The 19,626-nt window shown below is 72.5% G+C and carries 15 protein-coding genes and 1 pseudogene; 2 read left to right on the forward strand and 14 right to left on the reverse strand.

What is annotated here, in order from left to right; all coding sequences use genetic code 11:
- The first annotated feature begins 37 nt into the window (after positions 1-37).
- Together CLV63_RS01245 and CLV63_RS01250 are read left to right on the forward strand one after the other, a co-directional pair.
- On the forward strand, positions 38-1,435 hold the full coding sequence (locus CLV63_RS01245; RefSeq protein ID WP_106580959.1) for a sensor histidine kinase: 1,398 nt from the start codon (positions 38-40) through the stop codon (positions 1,433-1,435).
- Entirely contained in the window at positions 1,432-2,115 is a 684-nt protein-coding gene (locus CLV63_RS01250) for a response regulator (RefSeq protein WP_106580960.1), read from the forward strand. The genes CLV63_RS01245 and CLV63_RS01250 overlap by 4 nt, the downstream gene beginning before the upstream one ends.
- Before the next feature lie 90 nt (positions 2,116-2,205).
- On the opposite strand, the gene proB is transcribed toward CLV63_RS01250, so the two are convergent.
- The 14 genes and pseudogenes from proB to CLV63_RS01320 all read right to left on the reverse strand — a co-directional run bounded on the left by proB (position 2,206) and on the right by CLV63_RS01320 (position 19,624).
- Positions 2,206-3,378, reverse strand: coding sequence for a glutamate 5-kinase (proB, locus tag CLV63_RS01255; RefSeq protein WP_106580961.1), 1,173 nt, complete (start codon positions 3,376-3,378; stop codon positions 2,206-2,208).
- Between the two features lie 25 nt (positions 3,379-3,403).
- On the reverse strand, positions 3,404-4,798 hold the full coding sequence (gene obgE / locus CLV63_RS01260; protein ID WP_106580962.1) for a GTPase ObgE: 1,395 nt from the start codon (positions 4,796-4,798) through the stop codon (positions 3,404-3,406).
- Positions 4,799-4,940: 142 nt separating this feature from the next.
- Positions 4,941-5,207: a 50S ribosomal protein L27 gene (gene rpmA / locus CLV63_RS01265; RefSeq protein ID WP_106580963.1), complete on the reverse strand. Its 267-nt coding sequence runs from the start codon at positions 5,205-5,207 to the stop codon at positions 4,941-4,943.
- Between the two features lie 15 nt (positions 5,208-5,222).
- Complete coding sequence (rplU, locus tag CLV63_RS01270) at positions 5,223-5,534, reverse strand: 50S ribosomal protein L21 (RefSeq protein ID WP_106580964.1); 312 nt, start codon at positions 5,532-5,534, stop codon at positions 5,223-5,225.
- 205 nt (positions 5,535-5,739) lie between these two features.
- Positions 5,740-8,526 (reverse strand): Rne/Rng family ribonuclease, encoded by a 2,787-nt coding sequence (locus CLV63_RS01275; RefSeq protein WP_106580965.1) that lies wholly within the window; start codon positions 8,524-8,526, stop codon positions 5,740-5,742.
- Between the two features lie 160 nt (positions 8,527-8,686).
- A complete protein-coding gene (locus CLV63_RS01280; protein WP_245928509.1) occupies positions 8,687-9,478 on the reverse strand; it encodes a TIGR03936 family radical SAM-associated protein in 792 nt (263 codons plus the stop codon).
- Positions 9,479-10,123: 645 nt separating this feature from the next.
- Positions 10,124-12,058: a TIGR03960 family B12-binding radical SAM protein gene (locus tag CLV63_RS01285; RefSeq protein ID WP_106580967.1), complete on the reverse strand. Its 1,935-nt coding sequence runs from the start codon at positions 12,056-12,058 to the stop codon at positions 10,124-10,126.
- A 136-nt stretch (positions 12,059-12,194) separates the two neighbouring features.
- Positions 12,195-13,388 carry a rod shape-determining protein RodA gene (gene rodA / locus CLV63_RS01290; protein WP_106580968.1) on the reverse strand — a complete coding sequence of 398 codons (1,194 nt, stop codon included), beginning with the start codon at positions 13,386-13,388 and terminating at the stop codon, positions 12,195-12,197.
- Positions 13,388-15,583 (reverse strand): penicillin-binding protein 2, encoded by a 2,196-nt coding sequence (gene mrdA, locus CLV63_RS01295; RefSeq protein ID WP_394339726.1) that lies wholly within the window; start codon positions 15,581-15,583, stop codon positions 13,388-13,390. Before mrdA ends, rodA begins: the two co-directional genes overlap by 1 nt.
- Positions 15,580-16,128: a rod shape-determining protein MreD gene (mreD, locus tag CLV63_RS01300; RefSeq protein WP_106580969.1), complete on the reverse strand. Its 549-nt coding sequence runs from the start codon at positions 16,126-16,128 to the stop codon at positions 15,580-15,582. The genes mrdA and mreD overlap by 4 nt, the downstream gene beginning before the upstream one ends.
- A 179-nt stretch (positions 16,129-16,307) precedes the next feature.
- Positions 16,308-17,183 (reverse strand): annotated as a pseudogene (mreC, locus tag CLV63_RS01305) (rod shape-determining protein MreC); the annotation flags it as partial.
- A gap of 69 nt (positions 17,184-17,252) precedes the next feature.
- The gene (mreB, locus tag CLV63_RS01310; protein ID WP_106580971.1) at positions 17,253-18,287 is read right to left on the reverse strand and encodes a rod shape-determining protein; all 1,035 of its coding nucleotides are present in this window, start codon (positions 18,285-18,287) and stop codon (positions 17,253-17,255) included.
- A 202-nt stretch (positions 18,288-18,489) separates the two neighbouring features.
- A complete protein-coding gene (gene ndk, locus CLV63_RS01315) occupies positions 18,490-18,897 on the reverse strand; it encodes a nucleoside-diphosphate kinase (protein ID WP_106580972.1) in 408 nt (135 codons plus the stop codon).
- A gap of 379 nt (positions 18,898-19,276) precedes the next feature.
- The gene (locus tag CLV63_RS01320; protein ID WP_106580973.1) at positions 19,277-19,624 is read right to left on the reverse strand and encodes a DUF4233 domain-containing protein; all 348 of its coding nucleotides are present in this window, start codon (positions 19,622-19,624) and stop codon (positions 19,277-19,279) included.
- Positions 19,625-19,626 lie beyond the last annotated feature (2 nt).

Genomic DNA, 19,626 nt, shown 5'->3' on the forward strand with positions numbered 1-19,626 from the left:
GCGGGAAGTACCCGCCGAGGTCGCCTAGATTCCGGGTATGAGCACCTCGCAGCAGCCGTCGGAGCGCCGCGCCCGCCGCGGCTACCCGTGGCTGCTGCCGTCCACCCTGCTCGACGCGGACGCGCCCGACACCGGCGGCCGTCCCGTCCGCCGCACCGTGCGCGACTGGGCCGTCGACATCGCGTGCTTCCTCCTCGCCGTCGCATTCAGCCTGGTGATGGCGGCGGAGCTGTACAGCTTGGACCTCCCCCGCCCACTCCTCATCGCTGACCAGGTGGTCGGGGCGCTGGCCTGTGCGGCGATCTGGCTGCGCCGACGCTGGCCGCTCGCCCTGTGTCTCGTGCTGACCCCGCTGTCCGTGCTCTTCCCGATGGCGGCGGGCGCGACGCTGGTCGCACTGTTCACCGTGACGGTGCACCGGCCGTTCCCCCTCGTGGCGCTCGCCGGAGCCGTCAATCTTCTCGCCGGGGCGATCGGCCCACTGATCCGCCCCGACCAGGACTTCGGCTTCGGGTTCAATCTCGCGCTCGGGGCCGTCATCACCCTCACGGTGATCGGGTGGGGGATGTTCGTGCGGGCCCGCCGCCAACTCGTCCTGTCCTACCGCGAACGCGCCCGGCGCGCCGAGACCGAGGCGAACCTGCGCGCCGCGCAGGCCCAGCAGGAGGCCCGCACCCAGATCGCCCGCGAGATGCACGACGTGCTCGGCCACCGCCTGTCGCTGCTGAGCGTGCACGCGGGCGCGCTGGAGTTCCGCCCCGACGCCCCACCGGAGGACGTCGCGAAGGCCGCCGGGGTGATCCGGGCCAGCGCCCACCAGGCCATGCAGGACCTCCGCGAGGTGATCGGGGTGCTACGCGCGCCCGTCGGGACCGACGGACCGGCGCCCGGCACCGCCGTCCAGGGCGACGAGCGGCCGCAGCCCGACCTGCGCGCACTGGGCCGGCTCGTCGAGGAGTCCCGGCAGGCGGGGATGCGGGTCGCCCTGACGACGGAGGTCGGCGCCGAGTCGGGCAGGTCCGGGACCGGCGAGACCGAGTCCGAGACGGGGGCACCTGCGGCGGAGGTTCCCGAGATAGCCGTGCCCGAAGCGATCGGCCGCACCGCCTACCGGATCGTCCAAGAGGGACTCACCAACGCCCGCAAGCACGCCCCCGGCGGCGCGGTCGCCGTGACCGTGGCGGGCTCCCCCGGCGACGGCCTGCGCCTCGAACTCCGCAACCCCACCGCCCCAGCACGCACCGCCTCAGCACGCACCGGCCCGGCCCCCGGCGACGGCCAAGCCCACGGCCGGGGCCGAGACCCGGGCCAGGACCAGGGCCAGGGCCTCATCGGACTTGCCGAACGCGCCGCGCTCGCCGGTGGCCGCATCGAGCACGAAGTCACCGGATCCGGCGACTTCGTCCTGACCGCCTGGCTACCCTGGCCGCCATGACCGAGCCCGCTCCCGCACCCATCCGCGTCCTCCTCGTGGACGACGACGCCCTCGTCCGCTCCGGCCTCGCCCTGATGCTCGGCGGCGCCCCCGATATCAGCGTCGTCGCCGAGGCCGCCGACGGCGCCGAGGTCGCCCGGCTGGTCGCGCAGCACGGCCCCGACGTGGTGCTCATGGACATCCGCATGCCGGGCGTCGACGGGCTCGCCGCCACCGAGGCGCTGCGGCGCGGGAAGGGAGCCCCCGAGGTCGTCATCCTCACGACCTTCGACGCCGACGAGCACGTTGTCCGCGCGCTGCGCGCGGGCGCGGCGGGCTTCGTCCTGAAGGACACGCCGCCGGCCGAGATCGTCGCCGCGGTGCGCCGGGTGGCGGCGGGCGAACCCGTCCTGTCGCCGGCGGTGACCCGGCGGCTCATCGCGCACGTCGCCGACGGCAGGGGCGACGAGCGCAAGGATCGCTCGCGCGTCCGGTTGGAGGCGTTGAACAGCCGCGAACGCGACGTCGCGGTCGCCATCGGGCAGGGCAAGTCCAACGCGGAGATCAGCGCCACCCTCTACATGAGCGTCGCGACGGTCAAGACGCACGTGTCGCGCATCCTCACCAAGCTCGACCTGAACAACAGGGTGCAGATCGCCATGCTCGCCCACGACGCCGGGCTCCTCGACGACGCCGACTGACCGCGCACTACCGGCTGACGACGAGCCGACACCCAGGCGGCGCCGGCCGACACCGCCCGCCCCGCCCCCGCCGCTCCGTGGCGGGGGCGGTCAGTCCGCCGGGCCGGCCAGGACGACGAGGTTGTCGCGGTGCACGATCTCCCGCTCGTACTCCGGGCCGAGTTCGCGCGCGAGCCACCGGGTGGAGCGGCCCATCAGGCCGGGGACCTCGGCGGCATCGTAGTTGACCAGGCCGCGCGCGACGATGCGGCCGTCCTCGTCGCGCAGGTCGACGGGGTCGCCGGCGGAGAACTCGCCCTCGACCTTGACCACCCCCGCCGGCAGCAGCGACGCCCTGCGGTGCGCCACCGCGCGCACCGCGCCGGGGTCGAGGACCACGCTGCCGCGCCCTGCCGTGGCGTGCGCCAGCCACAGGTGCCGGGTCGAGGGGCGGCGCCCCTCGGCCGGGGTGAACAGGGTGCCGACGGGTTCACCGGCGAGCGCGGGGCCGACGTTCTCGGCCGAGGTCAGCACCGCGGGCACGCCCGCGGTCGTCGCGATCCGGGCGGACTCCACTTTGGTGACCATGCCGCCGGTGCCGACCCCCCGCTTGCCCGCGCTGCCGATGTCGACGCCGGCAAGGTCGTCGGCCCCCCGGACCTCGGGGATGCGGCGGGCGCCGGGACGGGCCGGGTTGCCGTCGTACAGCGCGTCGACGTCGGACAGCAGCACCAGGGCGTCGGCCCGCAGCAGGTGCGCGACGAGCGCGGCGAGCCGGTCGTTGTCGCCGAACCGGATCTCGTGGGTGGCGACCGTGTCGTTCTCGTTGACGACCGGCACCGCCCCGATCTCCAGCAGCCGGGTGAGGGTGCGCTGGGCGTTGCGGTAGTGCGCCCGGCGCATGAGGTCGTCGACCGTCAGCAGCACCTGCGCCGCGGTGAGGGAGTGCCGCGCGAACGCACCGCTGTAGTGCGCCACCAGCAGGCCCTGGCCGACGCTTGCCGCGGCCTGCTGGGTGGCGAGATCGCGCGGCCGCCGGGCCAGGCCCAGCGGGGCCGTCCCCGCGGCGACGGCGCCCGAGGAGACCAGGACGATCTCGACGCCCGCCGCGCGCCGGGCCGCGAGGACGTCGGCGATCCCGGCGACCCGGTCGCGGTCGATCCGCCCGTCGGGCGTCGTCAGGGAGGACGACCCCACCTTGACCACGACCCGGCGGGCACCGGTCAGCTCGGCGCGCGGCGCCGCGCCGCCGGTGTGCGGTGCCGCCGCGCCGCCTACGTCCACGTCCCGTCCTCTGCGCCGCCTGCGGTCACGACCGCCGCCGGTCGGCCCGGTCGACGCCGTCGAGCCGGGAGTCGGTGCCGCGCGGGCCGATGGGGGTCTGGTCGGCGTCGAGCGAGGGGTCCCAGTCGAACACGACGGAGTCGTCCTCGTCGCCGATGTAGACCTCGGCGCCGGGGAGCGCCCCGGCCTTGGCCAGCGCCGCCTCGATACCGAGGCGGTTCAGCCGGTCGCCGAGGTAGCCCACCGCCTCGTCGTTGGAGAAGTCGGTCTGGCGCACCCACCGCGCCGGCTTGTCGCCGCGGATCCGGAAGGCGTTCTCGCCGGCCCTGACCACCTCGAAGGAGACGCCGCCGAGCTGCTTGGGCCGCAGCACCACCCGGGTCGGTTCGGGCTCCGGGCGCGCGGCGCGGGCCGCCTCGACCTGCGCCGCCATGGCGAAGGTGAGTTCGCGCAGCCCTTCGCGCGACGCCGCGGAGACGGTGCACACGGTGAGGCCCCGCTCGGTGAGCATCGGGGTGACGAACTCGGCGAGCTCCCGCGCCTCGGGCACGTCGGCCTTGTTCAGCACCACGATGCGCGGGCGGTCGGACAGGTCGGTGCCGACCTTCTCGCCGTAGGCGGCGAGTTCGGCCTCGATGACGTCGAGGTCGCTGAGCGGGTCGCGGCCCTGCTCGAAGGTCGCGCAGTCGAGCACGTGCACGAGCGTGGAGCAGCGTTCCACGTGCCGCAGGAAGCCCAGCCCCAGCCCCTTGCCGTCGCTCGCCCCGGGGATCAGGCCGGGGACGTCGGCGACGACGAACTGGGTGGCGCCGGCCTCGACCACCCCGAGGTTGGGGATGAGGGTCGTGAACGGGTAGTCGGCGATCTTGGGCCGCGCCGCCGACACCGCGGCGATCAGCGACGACTTGCCCGCGCTGGGGAAGCCCACCAGGCCGACGTCGGCGATGGTCTTGATCTCCAGCCGGACGTCGGCTTCGTCGCCGGGCTCGCCCTTGAGCGCGAACCCGGGCGCCTTGCGCTTGGGTGACGCCAGCGCGGCGTTGCCGAGGCCGCCGTGCCCGCCTTCGGCGATGACCAGGCGGGTGCCGGCCCCGATGAGGTCGGCGATCACCGCGCCGTCGGGGGAGGTGACAACGGTGCCGTCGGGCACCGGCAGCACCAGTTCGGTCCCGTTGGCGCCGGAGCGGTGCCCGCCCTGCCCCGGTGTGCCGTTCGCCGCCTTGCGGTGCGGGCGGCGCTGGTATTCCAGCAGGGTGGCGACGTTGGGGTCGACCTCCAGCACGACGTCGCCGCCCCTGCCGCCGTTGGCGCCGTCGGGGCCGCCCAGCGGCTTGAACTTCTCACGGTGTACGGAGGCGCAGCCGTGCCCGCCGTCACCGGCCTTGAGGTGCAAGACCGCTTCGTCGACGAAGTCCGGCATGGTTTCTCCTGTACTCGATCCGAAGGCCGCCGCCGCCCGGACGGCGTCCGATAAAACCGGCCCGACGAAAACGCGTAGGGCGGGCCAGCAGAACTGGCCCGCCCTACGCGTCAGAACTCTCAGTGGCGTCGCGCCGGTGGCCCTACTCTGCGGGGGCCGGTGCCGGGACGATGCTCACGGCCTTGCGGCCGCGCACCCGGCCGAACTCCACGCTACCCGCGACCAGCGCGAACAGGGTGTCGTCGCCGCCGCGGCCGACGTTGAGGCCGGGGTGGAAGTGGGTACCGCGCTGGCGGATCAGGATCTCGCCGGCGTTCACGGCCTGCCCGCCGAAGCGCTTGACGCCCAGGCGCTGGGCATTGGAGTCGCGGCCGTTACGGCTGGACGATGCGCCCTTTTTGTGTGCCATGTCGCGCTCCTCCTGCTACTTCGCGTTGATGCCGGTGACGCGGACCCGGGTGTACTTCTGGCGGTGCCCCAGGCGCTTCTTGTAACCGGTCTTGTTCTTGTACTTGATGATGTTGATCTTGGGGCCCTTGACCTCGCCGAGAACCTCGGCGCTGACCTGGTAGCCGCCCAGCTCGGACCCCTCGGTGACGACCTTGTCGCCGTCGACGACCAGGATGGGCTCCCACTTGAGGGTGGAGCCGACCTCGTCGGTCACCTTGTCGATCTTCAAGACGTCATCGACGGAGACCTTCTCCTGTCGGCCGCCCGCTCGCACGATCGCGTACACCGGGAAACTCACTTCCTTGCTCGCTTGAAGAAACATGCGCTCATGAATCGACCGCAATCCAACCGCTCGCCTCCCCGATGGGGGGCGTGGAATCGAAAGGAGGTCTCGGGCGCGCGAACATGTGGGGCGCGCCGACGCACCGTCCATAAGATTACCACCCGCCCATCGGGGACGAGCACGCTCATCAGGGACCGGTAAAGGCCCCTCAGCCGGCCTCCGCCGCGGCCTCGGACGCCGCCGACGCGGCCTTGGTGCGCCGGGTCCGGCGGCGGCGCGGACGCTCCGCCTCGGGCTCCGCGGCGACCTCAGCCGGCGCGGTGTCGACCGCCGCGGCCGGCGCCTCGGCCTCCGGGGCGTCCTTCTCGGCGCCCTTGGCGTCGTCCTTCCGGCTGCGGCGGGGCGACTTCCGCGGCTTCTTCGCCGGGGCCTCCGCCGCCGGGGCCTCGGGCTCCGCTTCGGGTTCGGGCGCGGCCTCCGCCGGTTCGCGGACCTGTTCGTCGGCCGCGGCGTCGTCCTTGGCCGGCTTGTCCTGGGACTTGCCCTTCTTCTTGCGCCCGCCGCCGGAGGACTGCTGCCCGCTCTGGCCGCCACCGCCGTTGCCGTTGCCGGACCCCTTGGCCTCCACCGGCTCGGTGGAGATCATCAGCCCGCGCCCGTTGCAGGTCTCGCAGGTGTGCGAGAACGCCTCCAGCAGGCCCTGGCCGACCCGCTTGCGGGTCATCTGCACGAGGCCCAGCGAGGTCACCTCGGCGACCTGGTGCTTGGTGCGGTCGCGCGAGAGGCACTCCAGCAGCCGCCGCAGCACGAGGTCGCGGTTGGACTCCAGCACCATGTCGATGAAGTCGATGACGATGATGCCGCCGATGTCGCGCAGCCGCAGCTGGCGGACGATCTCCTCGGCGGCCTCCAGGTTGTTCTTGGTGACGGTCTCTTCGAGGTTGCCGCCCTGGCCGGTGAACTTGCCGGTGTTCACGTCGACCACGGTCATGGCCTCGGTCCGGTCGATGACCAGCGACCCGCCGCTCGGCAGCCAGACCTTGCGGTCGAGCGCCTTGGCGATCTGCTCGTCGATGCGGTACGCCTCGAAGACGTCGCGCTCGCCGTCGTACTTCTTGAGCCGCTCGGCCAGGTTCGGCGCCACGTAGTCGACGTACTCCTCGACCGTGGCCTGCGCCTCCTCACCGGCGACCACCATGGAGGAGAAGTCCTCGTTGAAGACGTCGCGCACGACCCGGATGGTGAGGTCGGGCTCGCTGTTGAGCAGCGACGGCGCGCTCGCGGTCTTCGACTTCTTCTTGATCGACTCCCACTGCTTGGCGAGCCGGGTGATGTCGCGCTCCAGCTCCTCCTCGCTCGCCCCCTCGGACGCGGTGCGCACGATGACACCGGCGTTCTCGGGCATGACCTTCTTCAGGATCTGCTTGAGCCGCGCGCGCTCCTTGTCGGGGAGCTTGCGGCTGATCCCGGTCATCGAGCCTTCGGGGACGTAGACGAGGTAGCGGCCGGGAAGGCTGATCTGGCTGGTCAGCCGGGCGCCCTTGTGACCGAGCGGGTCCTTGGTGACCTGCACCAGGACCGACTGCCCCGACTTCAGCGCGGACTCGATGCGCTTGGGCTGGCCCTCCAGCCCGGACGCGTCCCAGTTGACCTCGCCCGCGTACAGCACGGCGTTGCGGCCCTTGCCGATGTCGACGAACGCCGCCTCCATCGACGGCAGCACGTTCTGCACCCGGCCCAGGTAGACGTTGCCGACGTAGGACTTGTGGCTCGCGCGGTCGACGTAGTGCTCGACGAGGACGTCGTCCTCGAGCACCGCGATCTGGGTGCGCTCGCCGTTGCGGCGGATGACGAGGTCGCGCTTGACCGCCTCGCGGCGCGCCAGGAACTCCGACTCGGTGATGATCGGCGCGCGGCGGCGGCCCTGCTCGCGGCCCTCGCGGCGGCGCTGCTTCTTGGCTTCGAGCCGGGTCGAGCCGCGGACCGACTGGACCTCGTCCTCGATGGGACGCTCGGGGCGCGGTTCGCGCACCCGCACGACGGTGTTGGGCGGGTCGTCGGTCCCGCCGCCGCCGTCGTCGTCGCCGCTGGCGCGCCGCCGCCTGCGGCGGCGCCTGCGGCTGGAGGCGGAGTCGTCGCCGTTGTCGTCGGAGTCGTCCGCTGCGGAACCGCCGCTGCCGCCGTCGCGGCCGGCGGATTCGGTCGAGCCGTCGGCACCGCCGTCGGCGGAGTCGCGGCCCGAGCCGCCGGAGGTCTCGGCGCCCCCTTCGTCGCCGCGGAGCTTGCCCCTGCCGCGGCCGCCCCTGCGCCTGCGCCGCCGCGAGGGGCGGTCGTCGTCATCGTCGTCGTCATCGTCGGACTCCGCAGCCTCGGCCTCGGCCTCCGCCGGGGCGGGTGCGGCCTCCTCGACCACCCGCGCGACCCGCTTGCTCTCGGCGCGGGCCGGTGCGACGGGCGGCTGGAACAGCACCATGGCGGGCCGGAACGAGAGCTGGTCGGCGTCCTCGGCGTCCTCGGCGAGTTCGGGGTCCTCGGCGTCGTCGAGGCGAACGGCCTCCTCGGCGAACGGGTCGCCGGCCTCGGGCGCGGCGTTCTCGGCCGGGACCGGCGCCACGGGCGCGGGCTCCTCCGGCGCCGCGGCCGCGGCCTTGGTCCGCCGGGTACGCGTGGTCTTCGCCCGGGTGCGCTTCGCGGCGGGCGCGGGGGCCTCCTCCTCGGCGGGGGCCTGCCCGGCTTCCTCGGCTGCGACGTCCTCGATCACGGCGGAGTCGGTGCCGGCGGCCACCGTCGTGGGCGCGGCGGGGGCGGGCTCGGGTTCGGGCGGCGGGCCGGCGGCGCGGCGGGCGCCGCGCCCCTTGCCCGGCGCACTCACCTGCACCTGGACGTCCTCGGACTGCGGAACCGCCGTCGTGGCGTTCGCGGTCCGGTCGGTTTCTTCGTCTGTAGTTGTGCCCGCGGTGCCTTCGGCACCGCTACTGGGCTCGTTTTCGAGCATCCGGGCGGTCTCCCGTCAGAGTCCCCGGGCGCGGCACCGTTCCGTTCGGATCTTTTCGTGCCGCTGCGCGCGGGAACTGTCGTCTCTATGTCGTCACCGGCCGCGCTCTGGGCGCAGCCGGGTCAAAGTCTGCAAAGGTCGCCCACGTTCCACGGTGTGGTCACGCATCTGACGTGCTCCGCGCGGGCGTCGACAACGGCGGTGTCTCCGGTACGAGGCCGACCGGTACGGTCGGCGCCGTCCGCTCGCCGGGTGGTCCGCCGATGCGACCGGCGTCCCGGTCGGCGGCGGTACCAACGGCGAATGGATCGCCGATCGTTCCGGCGGTCTCGTCAAGGGGCCCCTGCGCCAGCCTGGTCATCAGCGGTGATGACGGCGGCGCGAGGCCGGCCACCTGGCGGAGACCGGTCACCACGTCGTCGGGTCGAACGGCAGGTGTCGTGTGCCGGACGACCATGCGAAGTATGGCATATATATCGTATTGCACCGCTGAGGCACGCGGGTCCGATTCCATCCGGACCACGGCCTCCCTGGTATCGAAGCGACGGCGGCCCTTCTTGGTGACCCGCTCCACCTCGACCGAATCGGCCGCGAGGAACACGGCCACCGCCGCCGCGGCGTCGCCGGGTGCGACTCCGGGCATCTCCACTCGCCATTCCGACGCCTGGAGACGGTCGGCCAGACCGTCGGGACCCGCCTCGACGACCTCGACGATGTCGATGCCATCGGGCATGGCCCGGTCGAGCCGGGACCGGACGTCGTCCGGGTCGCCGTGCGCGGCGAGCGTCATCTCGAAGTACTCCGCCTCACTGGCGACCCCGGTGGGGGCGGCGCCGGTGTAGGAGAGCTTCGGGTGCGGCGAGAACCCCGCTGAGAACGCCACGGGAACCGCGGCCCTGCGCAACGCGCGCTCCAGCGCCCGGGCGATGTCGCGATGGCTCGCGAACCGCATCCGACCGCGCTTGGCGTAGCGGACGCGCAGGCGTTGCGCCCGGTCTCCGTTGGAGGACGGGTGAGCGTCCTCAGGTGCGGGGGGCAGTGCTGCTCCTTTCCGTCCAGGTTCGACCGGCCGCCGGGTGTGTCCCATTGCACCCTGCGTGCCGACCCGCGGAGCGGCCGTGCCGCCGCGGGTCAACCGGCTGTCTCTTCGAGGTGGCCCCTGGTGTGAGGCCGCCTCCCATTCAGGTTACGGTGCGCTCCAAGGCCGTCGCGCCAGCGGCCCCTGGCCGGGGCCGTCGGCGGCGCGCACCGTGCGGTGGGCCCGGTGCCGCCCCGAGGCGGCGCCCGGCTCCGCGCGGTCCACACGTGTGGCCTTCCCCGCCGGGGGGCGGTTGAAAAGCCGTCGGCCGCGGCCCCCGACCCGGCCGCCCGCCCGTGGCCGAACCCTGCCACGGGCCCTCCGCGACCTGCGGCGCCGGAACCCGCAAGAAATTCTTCAAAGAATCTTCGCGGGCATGCAAACCATTCGGAGCGCCCACTCGTCTTAGTACACGTACGGCCCGGCGCGAGCGGGGCGCCGGGCCGTACTTCATCCTCTGCCCGGTGCCACGGCACCGGGCTTTTGCGTTGTCAGGGGCCGGTGTTGTCAGGGGCCCATTCAGGCGATGGTCAGCGGGAGCAGCTTGGAGCGGTCGCTCGGGCCGATCTGGATCTCGGTGCCCATGCTCGGGCACACCCCGCAGTCGTAGCAGGGCGTCCACCGGCAGTCGTCGACCTCGACCGACTCCGAGCCGTGCAGGGAGTCCTGCCAGTCCTGCCAGAGCCAGTCGCGGTCGAGCCCGGCGTCGAGGTGGTCCCACGGCAGCACTTCGTCCTGGTCGCGCTCGCGCACGGTGAAGAAGTCGAGGTCGACCCCTGCCTTCGGGAGCTCCGCCGCGGCGCAGCCCGCCCAGCGGTCGTAGCTGAAGTGCTCGCTCCACCCGTCGAACCGGGCGCCGTCGCGCCACACCGCCTCCACGACGGCGCCCACGCGGCGGTCGCCCCGCGACAGCAGCCCTTCGATGATGGACGGGCGGCCCTCGTGGTAGCGCAGCCCGACCGACTTGCCGTAGCGCTTGTCGTCGCGCAGGGCGGCGCGCAGCTTGCGCAGCCGCGCGTCGACCACCTCGTGCGCGGTCTGCCCGGCCCACTGGAACGGGGTCTGCGGCTTGGGCACGAACCCGCCGATGGACACGGTGCAGCGGATGTCCTTGCGGCCCGTGACCTCGCGCCCGGTCCTGATGACCTCCCGCGCGAGGTCGGCGATGGCGAGCACGTCCTCGTCGGTCTCGGTGGGCAGCCCGCACATGAAGTACAGCTTCACCTGGCGCCACCCGGCGGCGTAGGCGGCCGTGACGGTGCGGATCAGGTCGGCCTCGGTGACCATCTTGTTGATGACCCGGCGCATGCGCTCGCTGCCGCCCTCAGGGGCGAAGGTCAGCCCCGACCGGCGGCCGTTGCGGGTGAGCTCGTTGGCGAGCTCGATGTTGAACGCGTCGACCCGCGTGGACGGCAGGGACAGCCCGGTTCCGGTGCCCTCGTAGGAGTCGGCGAGGTCCTTCGCGATACCGCCGATCTCGGAGTGGTCGGCGCTCGACAGCGACAGCAGGCCGACCTCCTGGAATCCGGAGGACTTCACGCCGTCGGCCACCATCGCCGTGACGGTGTCGCGGCTGCGCTCGCGGACCGGGCGGGTGATCATCCCGGCCTGGCAGAACCGGCAGCCGCGCGTGCAGCCGCGGAAGATCTCCACGCTGTAGCGCTCGTGGACCGACTCCGCCATGGGCACGATGGGGTTCTTCGGGTAGGGCCACTGGTCGAGGTCCATCACCGTGTGCTTCTGCACCTGCCACGGGACGCCCGCGCGGTTGGGGCTGTAGCGCTCGATCCTGCCGTCGGGCAGGTAGCCGACGTCGTAGAACCGCGGGATGTACACCCCGCCGCCCGCGGCGAGGCGCAGCAGCAGGCCGTCGCGCCCGCCGGGCCGCCCCTCGCGCTTCCACTCGCGGATGACCTCGGTGATGGCGAGGGTTATCGCCTCGCCGTCGCCGAGCACCACCGCGTCGAGGAAGTCGGCGATGGGTTCGGGGTTGAACGCCGAGTGGCCGCCGGCGAGGACGACCGGGTGGTCCGCCCCGCGGTCGGCGGAGCGCAGCGGGATGCCCGCGAGGTCGAGGGCCGTGAGCATGTTGGTGTAGCCCATCTCGCTGGCGAAGCTCAGCCCCAGCACGTCGAAGGCGCCCACGGGGCGGTGGGCGTCGACCGTGAACTGGGGGATCCCGTGCTCGCGCATGATCCGTTCGAGGTCGGACCAGACGGAGTACGTGCGCTCGGCGAGGACCCCCTCGCGCTCGTTCAGCACCTCGTAGAGGATCTGCACGCCCTGGTTGGGCACGCCCACCTCGTAGGCGTCGGGGTACATCAGCGCCCACCGGACCTCGGCGCCGTCCCAGTCCTTGATGACGGAGTTCAACTCGCCGCCCACGTACTGGATGGGCTTCTGCACGCTGGCGAGCAGCGGTTCGAGCCGGGGGAAGACGGATTCGACGGGCATTGGTCGGGCCTTTCGCACGCGGGTCCCCGGACGGCCGGTCTCCGGCGGAGGGCCGGCCCTGCCGCCGATGCGGATCCGGCTCGTCCACGCCGGATCCGCCCAGGCTAGCCGTTCCCACCCCAGGGCTTTCCCACCCTCACTCGAAACCGCGGTCTCGCGCGTGGATGCCCAGGACCAGGCCGACCGCCACCAACTGGGCGATCGCCGCCGTTCCCCCGTAGGACACGAACGGCAGCGGGAGCCCGGTGATCGGCATGATGCCCAGTGTCATCCCGATGTTGATGAAGCTCTGGAAGGTGAGCCACGCGGCGACGCCGACGCACACGAGGCGGCCGTACGGCTGCTCGCACCGCGCCGCGATGCGCAGGACCCGCCAGATGACGGCGCCGAGCAGGCCGATGATGAGGACACCGCCGATGAAGCCCAACTCCTCGCCCGCGACGGTGAAGATGAAGTCGGTGTGCTGCTCGGGCACGAAGCGGCCGCTGGTCTGCTCGCCTTTGAACAGACCGGTGCCGTGCAGGCCGCCGGAGCCGATGGCGATGATGGCCTGGTTGGCGTTGTACCCGGCGCCGCGCGGGTCGGCGGCGGGGTCGATGAAGGTGGCGAACCGCGCGAGCTGGTAGGACTTGAGCAGCCCGAACCACCAGACGCTGCCGGCCGCGAGCAGCCCGCAGCCGATGAGGCCGATCACCCACCGCACCGGGGCGCCCGACAGGGTCAGCATCGACAGGTAGATGACGCCGAGCACCATCGCGGTGCCGAGGTCCGGCTGGGCCAGGATGAGGCCCATGGGCACCGCCAGCGCCACCAGGCTGGCGAGGACGTCGCGGGTCGTGGGCGCGCGCTCGCCGTCGCGCGGTTCGCCCAGGAGCATGCCGACCCCGAGGATCAGCCCGATCTTGGCGACCTCGCCGGGTTGGGCCTGGAAGCCGCCGATGACGATCCAGGAGCGGGAGCCGTTGACGACGGCGCCGAGCGGGGTGAGGACGAGGGCCAGGCCCACCGCGGCGACCACGAACACGATCGGCGCGTAGGCGCGCGGTTTGCGGTAGTCGACCGACGCGACCAGCAGGCAGCCGACGAACCCGATGCCGAGGTTGATCAGGTGCCGTTCGACGAACGTCGCCGCTTCGGCCTGGTCGACGTGGCCGAGTGTGGACGCCCACACCAGCAGCGTCCCGAGCAGCGAGAGTGCGGCGACGGCGAGCAGCAGCACCCAGTCGACGCGGCGCGGCACGCCCGCCGCCATGAGGCGGGCCGCGCGCCCGGGCGCGCGGATCGGCGCCAGGTGCGTGACGGGGTCGACCTGCGCGGGTCCTCCCTTCATCACGGGCGGAACCCTTCGGGGAGGTCGACGCTGCCGTCGGGTTTCACGGCGGGCAGCTCCTTCGGCGGTGCGCCGTCGGGCATGGCCGGTTCGGTCTTGCCCTTCTTGGGTTTCGCCCCCTTGGCGCCCTCGGCGTCGTCGGTCTTCGGGGCGAAGCCGTAGATGCCGTCGTAGATCTTGCGGACGACGGGGGCGGCGTTGGTGCCGCCGGTACCGGACTGGGAGAGCAGCGCCACGACGGCGAACTGCGGGTCGTCGGCAGGGGCGTAGGACGCGAACCAGGCCGAGGACTCCTTCCCGTTGCTGGAGGCCGAACCCGTCTTGCCGGCGATCGGCACCTGGTCGAGCGGGAAGTCCGTGAACGCCCCGCGGGCGGTCCCGCTCTTGGGCACGTCGCGCAGCGCGGTCTGGAGGTACTTCAGCGTCTCGTCGCTGATCGGGAGCTTGCCGGCCTTGACGGGTTCGACGGGGTCGACCGTCTTGCCGTCGGCCGAGACGAACGCCTTGGCGACCCGGGGCTCGTACAGTGTCCCGCCGTTGGCGATGGCGGCGTAGGCGCGCGCCAACTGCAACGGGGTCACCAGCACGTCGCCCTGGCCGATGGCGAAGTTCGCCGCGTCGCCGGCCCGGTACACCCAGCCGTCCTTGCACTGCTCCTTGGCGACCTGGAGCAGGTAGCCGTCCTGGGCGCCGCCTTCGCCCCGGCCGCCCTTGGCGAGCTTGCAGTTCGCCTCCCTGGTGGTCTCCCAGTAGTCCTTCTTCCACTCGCGCGAGGGGATGCGGCCGGCCGACTCGTGCGGCAGGTCGATCCCCGTCGGCGCGCCGAACCCGTAGCCCTTCGCCATGCGGGACATGGAGTCCTTGGGGTTCTTGGGCTTCATGCCGCCGTCCTGCTTCCACATGTCGTACGCGAGCTGGTAGAAGACGGTGTTGCAGGAGACCTCGATGGCCTTGCGCAGGCTGATGGAGCCGTGCGCGCCGCCCTCGTAGTTCTCGAAGGACCGGTTGCCCACCATCACCGAGCTGGGGCAGTTGTAGATGCCGTCGCGCGACGACCCGTTCTCGACCGCCGCGGACAGGGTCGACACCTTGAACGTCGACGCCGGGGGGAACTCGCCCTGGACCGCGCGGGAGGTCAGCGGCTGCCCGGCGTCCTTGCTCAGCAGGTCGTTGTAGGTCTTCTGGTCGATGCCGCCCTCCCAGACCTTGGGGTCGTAGGTGGGCACGCTCGCCATGGCGACGACGCGCCCGGTGCGCACGTCGAGCACGACGCTCGCGCCGGAGTCGGCGGGTTTGCCCTCGGCGCGGGCCTTGTCGAGCCCTTCGGCGAGCGCCTCCTCGGTGATCTTCTGGACCTTGGCGTCCATCCCCGTCACCAGGTGCTGGCCGGGTTCGGGCGCGGTCTCCTTGACCATTCCGGTGACGTTGCCCTTGCTGTCGACGGCGAGCTTGCGCAGGCCCGCTTCGCCGCGCAGCCGCTGGTCGTAGACTGCTTCGAGGCCGTCGCGGCCCACCTGGTCGACACCGCTGAACTGGGTGCGCAGCTTGTGCCGCTTCTCCAGCTCGTCCTGGGTGACGGGCTGGAGGTAGCCGAGCACCTGCGCTGCGGCCTTGCCGCCGGGGTATTCGCGCTGCGCGTGCTGCTGGGCCGAGATTCCCGGGAACTCCTCCTGCCGCTCCATGATCTGGAGGGCGACCTTGGGTTCCACGTCCTCGGCGAGGGTGATGGGCTGGTAGGGCGACCCCGGCCAGCAGGGCCGCGACACTGTGGGGCCGCAGAGGCGGGTGCGGCCGCGCAGCTCCTTGTAGTCGGTGTCGAGCACCTCGGCGAGCCGGGTGAGGACGCCGGCGCCGCCGTCCTCCTGCTGCGCCAGCGCGTGGAAGTCGGCGGAGACCACGAGTTCGGTGTTGTTGCGCACGAGCGGGCGGCCGGCGGCGTCCAGGATCTGCCCCCGCGTCGCGGGGACCATCAGGTCCTGGGTGCGGTTCTCCTCGGCTGCCTGCTGGTAGTACGACGCCATGGGGACCTGGAGGTACCAGAGGCGGCCCGCCAGGACGACGAGCATCGCCACGATCAGTACCTGCGCGATGACCAGGCCGATGGTGCCGGGCGCGCCGCGGCGCGCCGGTGCGGTGGCGCGGTCGGGCAGGGTCGCGGAACGGCGCCGCGACGAGGCGCGTCGGAACGGTCTCACCGGGCGACCCCCCTGCTCAGCCAGGGCGCGTCGCCGATGGCGGCGAACTCGTCGTGGTCCATCCTGCGCAGCAGCCACAGCGCCGGGTACAGCACGAACGGGCTGAGGACCATGGTCATCAGCAGCGTGGCCGGGACGACGACGGCGACCGCTCCCAGTCCGACGCGCGGGTCGCCCAGCACCATGCCGATGAAGGCGAACCCCAGGCACACGGCGAGCGTGGCCCCGGCGGCGACGCCGAGCGGCCACAGCCACGAGCGCCCATTCGACTCGCGCAGGCTGCCGACTGCGTAGCCGGCCAGGCACAGCAGCAGCGCGTAGCGGCCGATCTCATGGTCGGCCGGCGGCAGGACGTCGACGGCGAGCCCGCCGCAGAACCCCGCGAACGCCCCTGCGGCGCTGGTGCCGCTCAGGGCGATCGCGACCACGACGAGGATCACCAGGTCGGGCGCCACCCCCCAGGGCAGCGGCAGCCGGTCGACCAGTGCCGTCTGGACCAGTACGGCCGCGATCAGCAGTCCGATCGCGGCGAATCCCCGTTTCACCGGTCCTCCCCTGAGCCGTCCGGGTCGCGCGGCCGGTCGGATTCGGCGTCGGCCGCCGGTCCGTCCTCGGCCGGGGCGTCCTCCTCGGACGCCTTCTTCCTGTCGGCCGCGGCCTTCTTCTCCGCCGCGGTCTGCTTCTTGCCGGCCTTCTCCTTCCCGTCCTTCTCCTTCGGGTCGCCGGGCTTGGGCGGCAGGACGGCGTCGCGCGGGTCCTCCTTCGGACCGGCGACGACCACGCCGACGATGTCCAGCGCGCTGACGTCCACGACCGGGGCGACCTGCGCGGTGCGGCTGAGCGCGCCGGGCGTGTCCTCGACCTTCTCGACCGTGCCGACGGGCACCCCCGGAACGAACGGCGCGCCGCCGTGCGACCCGAGGGTGACGATCCGCTCCCCCTTGCCGACCTTCGCCGAGGCGTCGAGCAGCTCGAAGCGCAGCGGGGCGGTCTCGGCGATGGAGCGCGACGCCCCGCTGATGGTGCCGATCTCCTCGGACCCCTCCAGCCGGGCGCCGACGGTGGACGCCCCGTCGGTGAGCAGCAGCACCGTCGAGGTGTCGGTCCCGGCGCGGACGACCCGGCCCACGAGTCCGTCGCCGTTGACGACGGTCTGGTCGCGGCGCACGCCGTCGCGGGTGCCGACATCGAGGGTCACCGTGTCGGCGTAGCCCTGCGGGGTCAGGTGGGTCACGGCGTTGGCGCCGACGATCTCGTAGCCGCCGAGGCCGGACAGGTTCAGCAGGCGTTCCAGCTCGCCCGAGCGGCCTTCGTCGCGCTCCTGGGCGCCGATCTGCCGGGTGAGTTCGGAGTTGCGCGCCTTGAGGTCCTCGATCTCCTCGCGTGCTCCGGGCGCCGCGAGCGCGGCGCGGTAGGTGTCGGATACCGGGCCGGTGACGGTGGTCACCGCTGCGGACACGGGCCCGAACACCGCGGCGCCCGCTGTGCGGGCGCCCTTGGTGACGGGGTCGCCGCCGCCGCGCGCGTCGAGCACGAGCAGCACGACGCAGGCGGTGAGCAGGACGCCGAGGACGACCCGCGACCGGGAGGCGTCGCGCATGTCAGGCGGCACCTCCCCTGGGCGCGCCGCCGAGGCGGCGGGGCGGGCTCCCCGCGCGCCGCGGCGCCATCAGCGCCGCCTTTCCGGGACGAGCACCTGGTTGAGGCGTTCGTAGTTCTCGACGCAGGTGCCGGTGCCGACCGCGACGGAGTCGAGGGCGTTCTCGGCGACGTGGATGGGCATCCCCGTCTCGTGCCGGAGCCGTTCGTCCAGGCCGCGCAGCAGCGCGCCGCCGCCGGTGACGGCGACCCCCCGGTCCATGATGTCGCCGGAGAGCTCCGGCGGGCATTTGTCCAGCGAGGTGCGGACCGCGTCGATGACGGCGGTGACCGGTTCCTCTATCGCGTGGCGGACGTCGGCGGCCGACATCACCACCGTCTTCGGGAGCCCGCTGATGAGGTCGCGGCCGCGCACCTCGGCGTGCAGCTCCTCGGAGCCGGTGGGGTACGCCGACCCGATGGCGACCTTCAGCTCCTCGGCGGTGCGCTCCCCGATCATCAGGGAGTACTCCTTCTTGACGTAGGTCATGATCGCCTGGTCGAGCTCGTCGCCGCCCACTCGGATCGACTGCGAGGTGACGATCCCGCCCATGGAGATGACGGCGACCTCGGTGGTGCCGCCGCCGATGTCGACGACCATGTTCCCGGTGGGCTCGTGGACCGGCAGCCCGGCGCCGATCGCGGCCGCCATGGGCTCTTCGATGATGTAGACCCGGCGGGCGCCGGCCTGGTACCCGGCCTCCTTGACCGCGCGGTGCTCGACCGAGGTGATCCCGCTGGGCACCGCGACGATGATGCGGGGCTTGGCGAAATGGCGGCGGCGGTGGATCTTCTGGATGAAGTAGCGGAGCATCCGCTCGGTGATCTCGAAGTCGGCGATGACGCCGTCCTTCAGCGGCCGCACCGCGTGGATGTTGGTGGGCGTGCGGCCGATCATCTGCTTGGCCTCGATGCCGACCGCGACGATGCGGCCGGTCGAGGTGTTCAGGGCGACGACCGAGGGTTCGTTGAGCACGATCCCGCGGCCCCGCACGTACACGAGGGTGTTGGCGGTACCGAGGTCGACCGCCATGTCGCGGCCGAGAAAGGAAAGGTTATTGGTCATGAATCGTCCTCAGCGGCACCAATCGGGTGCATCGCACACGGAGCGGTCAATACGGCGGCGATCCCACCTGGATGTGGATCCAGTACTCGCAATCGTAACGGTCCGGAGTTGAACGGTTACGCAAACACACCGAATTGTTGTCGTCGCCGAGGACGAAAAAGTGCCGGAGGCTACCCCTCCGGCACCGACCCCACCTGGGCGATCAGCCCAGGTCGGGGAAGAACAGCTTGATCTCGCGCTCGGCCGAATACGTGGAATCGGAACCGTGCACCAGGTTCGCCTGCACCTCCAGGGCGAAGTCGCCGCGGATCGTGCCGGGACCGGCCGCGACGGGGTCGGTGGCGCCGGCCAGCGCGCGGAACGCCTCGACCGAGCGCTCGCCCTCCAGGACCATGGCGATCAGCGGGCCGCTGGTGATGAACTCGACCAGGGAGGGGAAGAACGGACGGGAGGCGTGCTCCTCGTAGTGCGTCTTGGCGGTGCCCTCGTCCAGGGTGCGCAGTTCCATGGCGACGATCCGCAGGCCCTTGCGCTCGATCCGGGTGAGGATCTCGCCGACGAGGTTGCGGGCCACGCCATCGGGCTTGATCAGGACAAGGGTGCGCTCCACGGCAGATCTCTCCTCGGCTTCGAGCGGGTTTCGGTCATACGGGCCCCAAGATCCGGCGGTGTACCGGATGGGGTACTTCTGGTCGGCGCGCACCGGGCGGTGCCGGGCCGGCCCGCGGCGCGGCTCGGCGCGCGGGTGCCGGAACGCCCCGCGCCATGCACGGCGGGCGGCCGAGGAAACCCTACCGGTTCGGCCGCCCCCATCGGGTGCCGCGCCGAACACCCGCCGCGGGACCCACGGCACGGCGTCCCACGGACACCGCCTGGGCACTCACCGCCGCGTTGGCCACGGAACGGCATCACGGACACCGCCTCGCCCCCTACTCCCCTGCGAGGGCCACCGCAGCGCTCACGGCGTCCCACGGACACCGCCGCGGCACTCACTCCGCTGCGGGGACCGCCTCCGCGCGCTGCCGTTCGATCGCGTCGGTACTGCGGCCCAGCATGAACCCCGTGACCCACAGTCCCGCGAAGATGGCGGCGACGATCCACAGCATCGGCACGGCGAAGCTGCTCACCAGGAACGCGGCCTGGAGCACCCAGCCGCCCGCGTGCGCCCAGCCGTGCTTGCGCTGCAAACCGGCGAGCAGCACCGCGGCGACCGCCATCCCGCCCCAGACCAGGCCCGCGACGCCGGGCGCGACACCGCCCTGCATGATGGCGACCGGGATGGCGAGGCCGATGGCGACGGACTCCAGCACGAGCACGACAGCACAGATGGTGCGCACGG

Origin of the sequence: Murinocardiopsis flavida (genome assembly GCF_003014485.1) — a bacterium.
GTDB classification, from domain to species: Bacteria; Actinomycetota; Actinomycetes; order Streptosporangiales; family Streptosporangiaceae; genus Murinocardiopsis; species Murinocardiopsis flavida.

What these genes read in the sequence shown, in the direction of transcription:
- CLV63_RS01245 (WP_106580959.1), top strand. Translation starts at nt 38, where the DNA reads ATGAGCACCTCGCAGCAGCCGTCGGAGCGCCGCGCCCGCCGCGGCTAC.
- CLV63_RS01250 (WP_106580960.1), top strand. Translation starts at nt 1,432, where the DNA reads ATGACCGAGCCCGCTCCCGCACCCATCCGCGTCCTCCTCGTGGACGAC.
- obgE (WP_106580962.1), bottom strand. Translation starts at nt 4,798, where the DNA reads ATGCCGGACTTCGTCGACGAAGCGGTCTTGCACCTCAAGGCCGGTGAC.
- rpmA (WP_106580963.1), bottom strand. Translation starts at nt 5,207, where the DNA reads ATGGCACACAAAAAGGGCGCATCGTCCAGCCGTAACGGCCGCGACTCC.
- CLV63_RS01275 (WP_106580965.1), bottom strand. Translation starts at nt 8,526, where the DNA reads ATGCTCGAAAACGAGCCCAGTAGCGGTGCCGAAGGCACCGCGGGCACA.
- CLV63_RS01280 (WP_245928509.1), bottom strand. Translation starts at nt 9,478, where the DNA reads ATGCGGTTCGCGAGCCATCGCGACATCGCCCGGGCGCTGGAGCGCGCG.
- CLV63_RS01285 (WP_106580967.1), bottom strand. Translation starts at nt 12,058, where the DNA reads ATGCCCGTCGAATCCGTCTTCCCCCGGCTCGAACCGCTGCTCGCCAGC.
- rodA (WP_106580968.1), bottom strand. Translation starts at nt 13,388, where the DNA reads ATGAAGGGAGGACCCGCGCAGGTCGACCCCGTCACGCACCTGGCGCCG.
- mreB (WP_106580971.1), bottom strand. Translation starts at nt 18,287, where the DNA reads ATGACCAATAACCTTTCCTTTCTCGGCCGCGACATGGCGGTCGACCTC.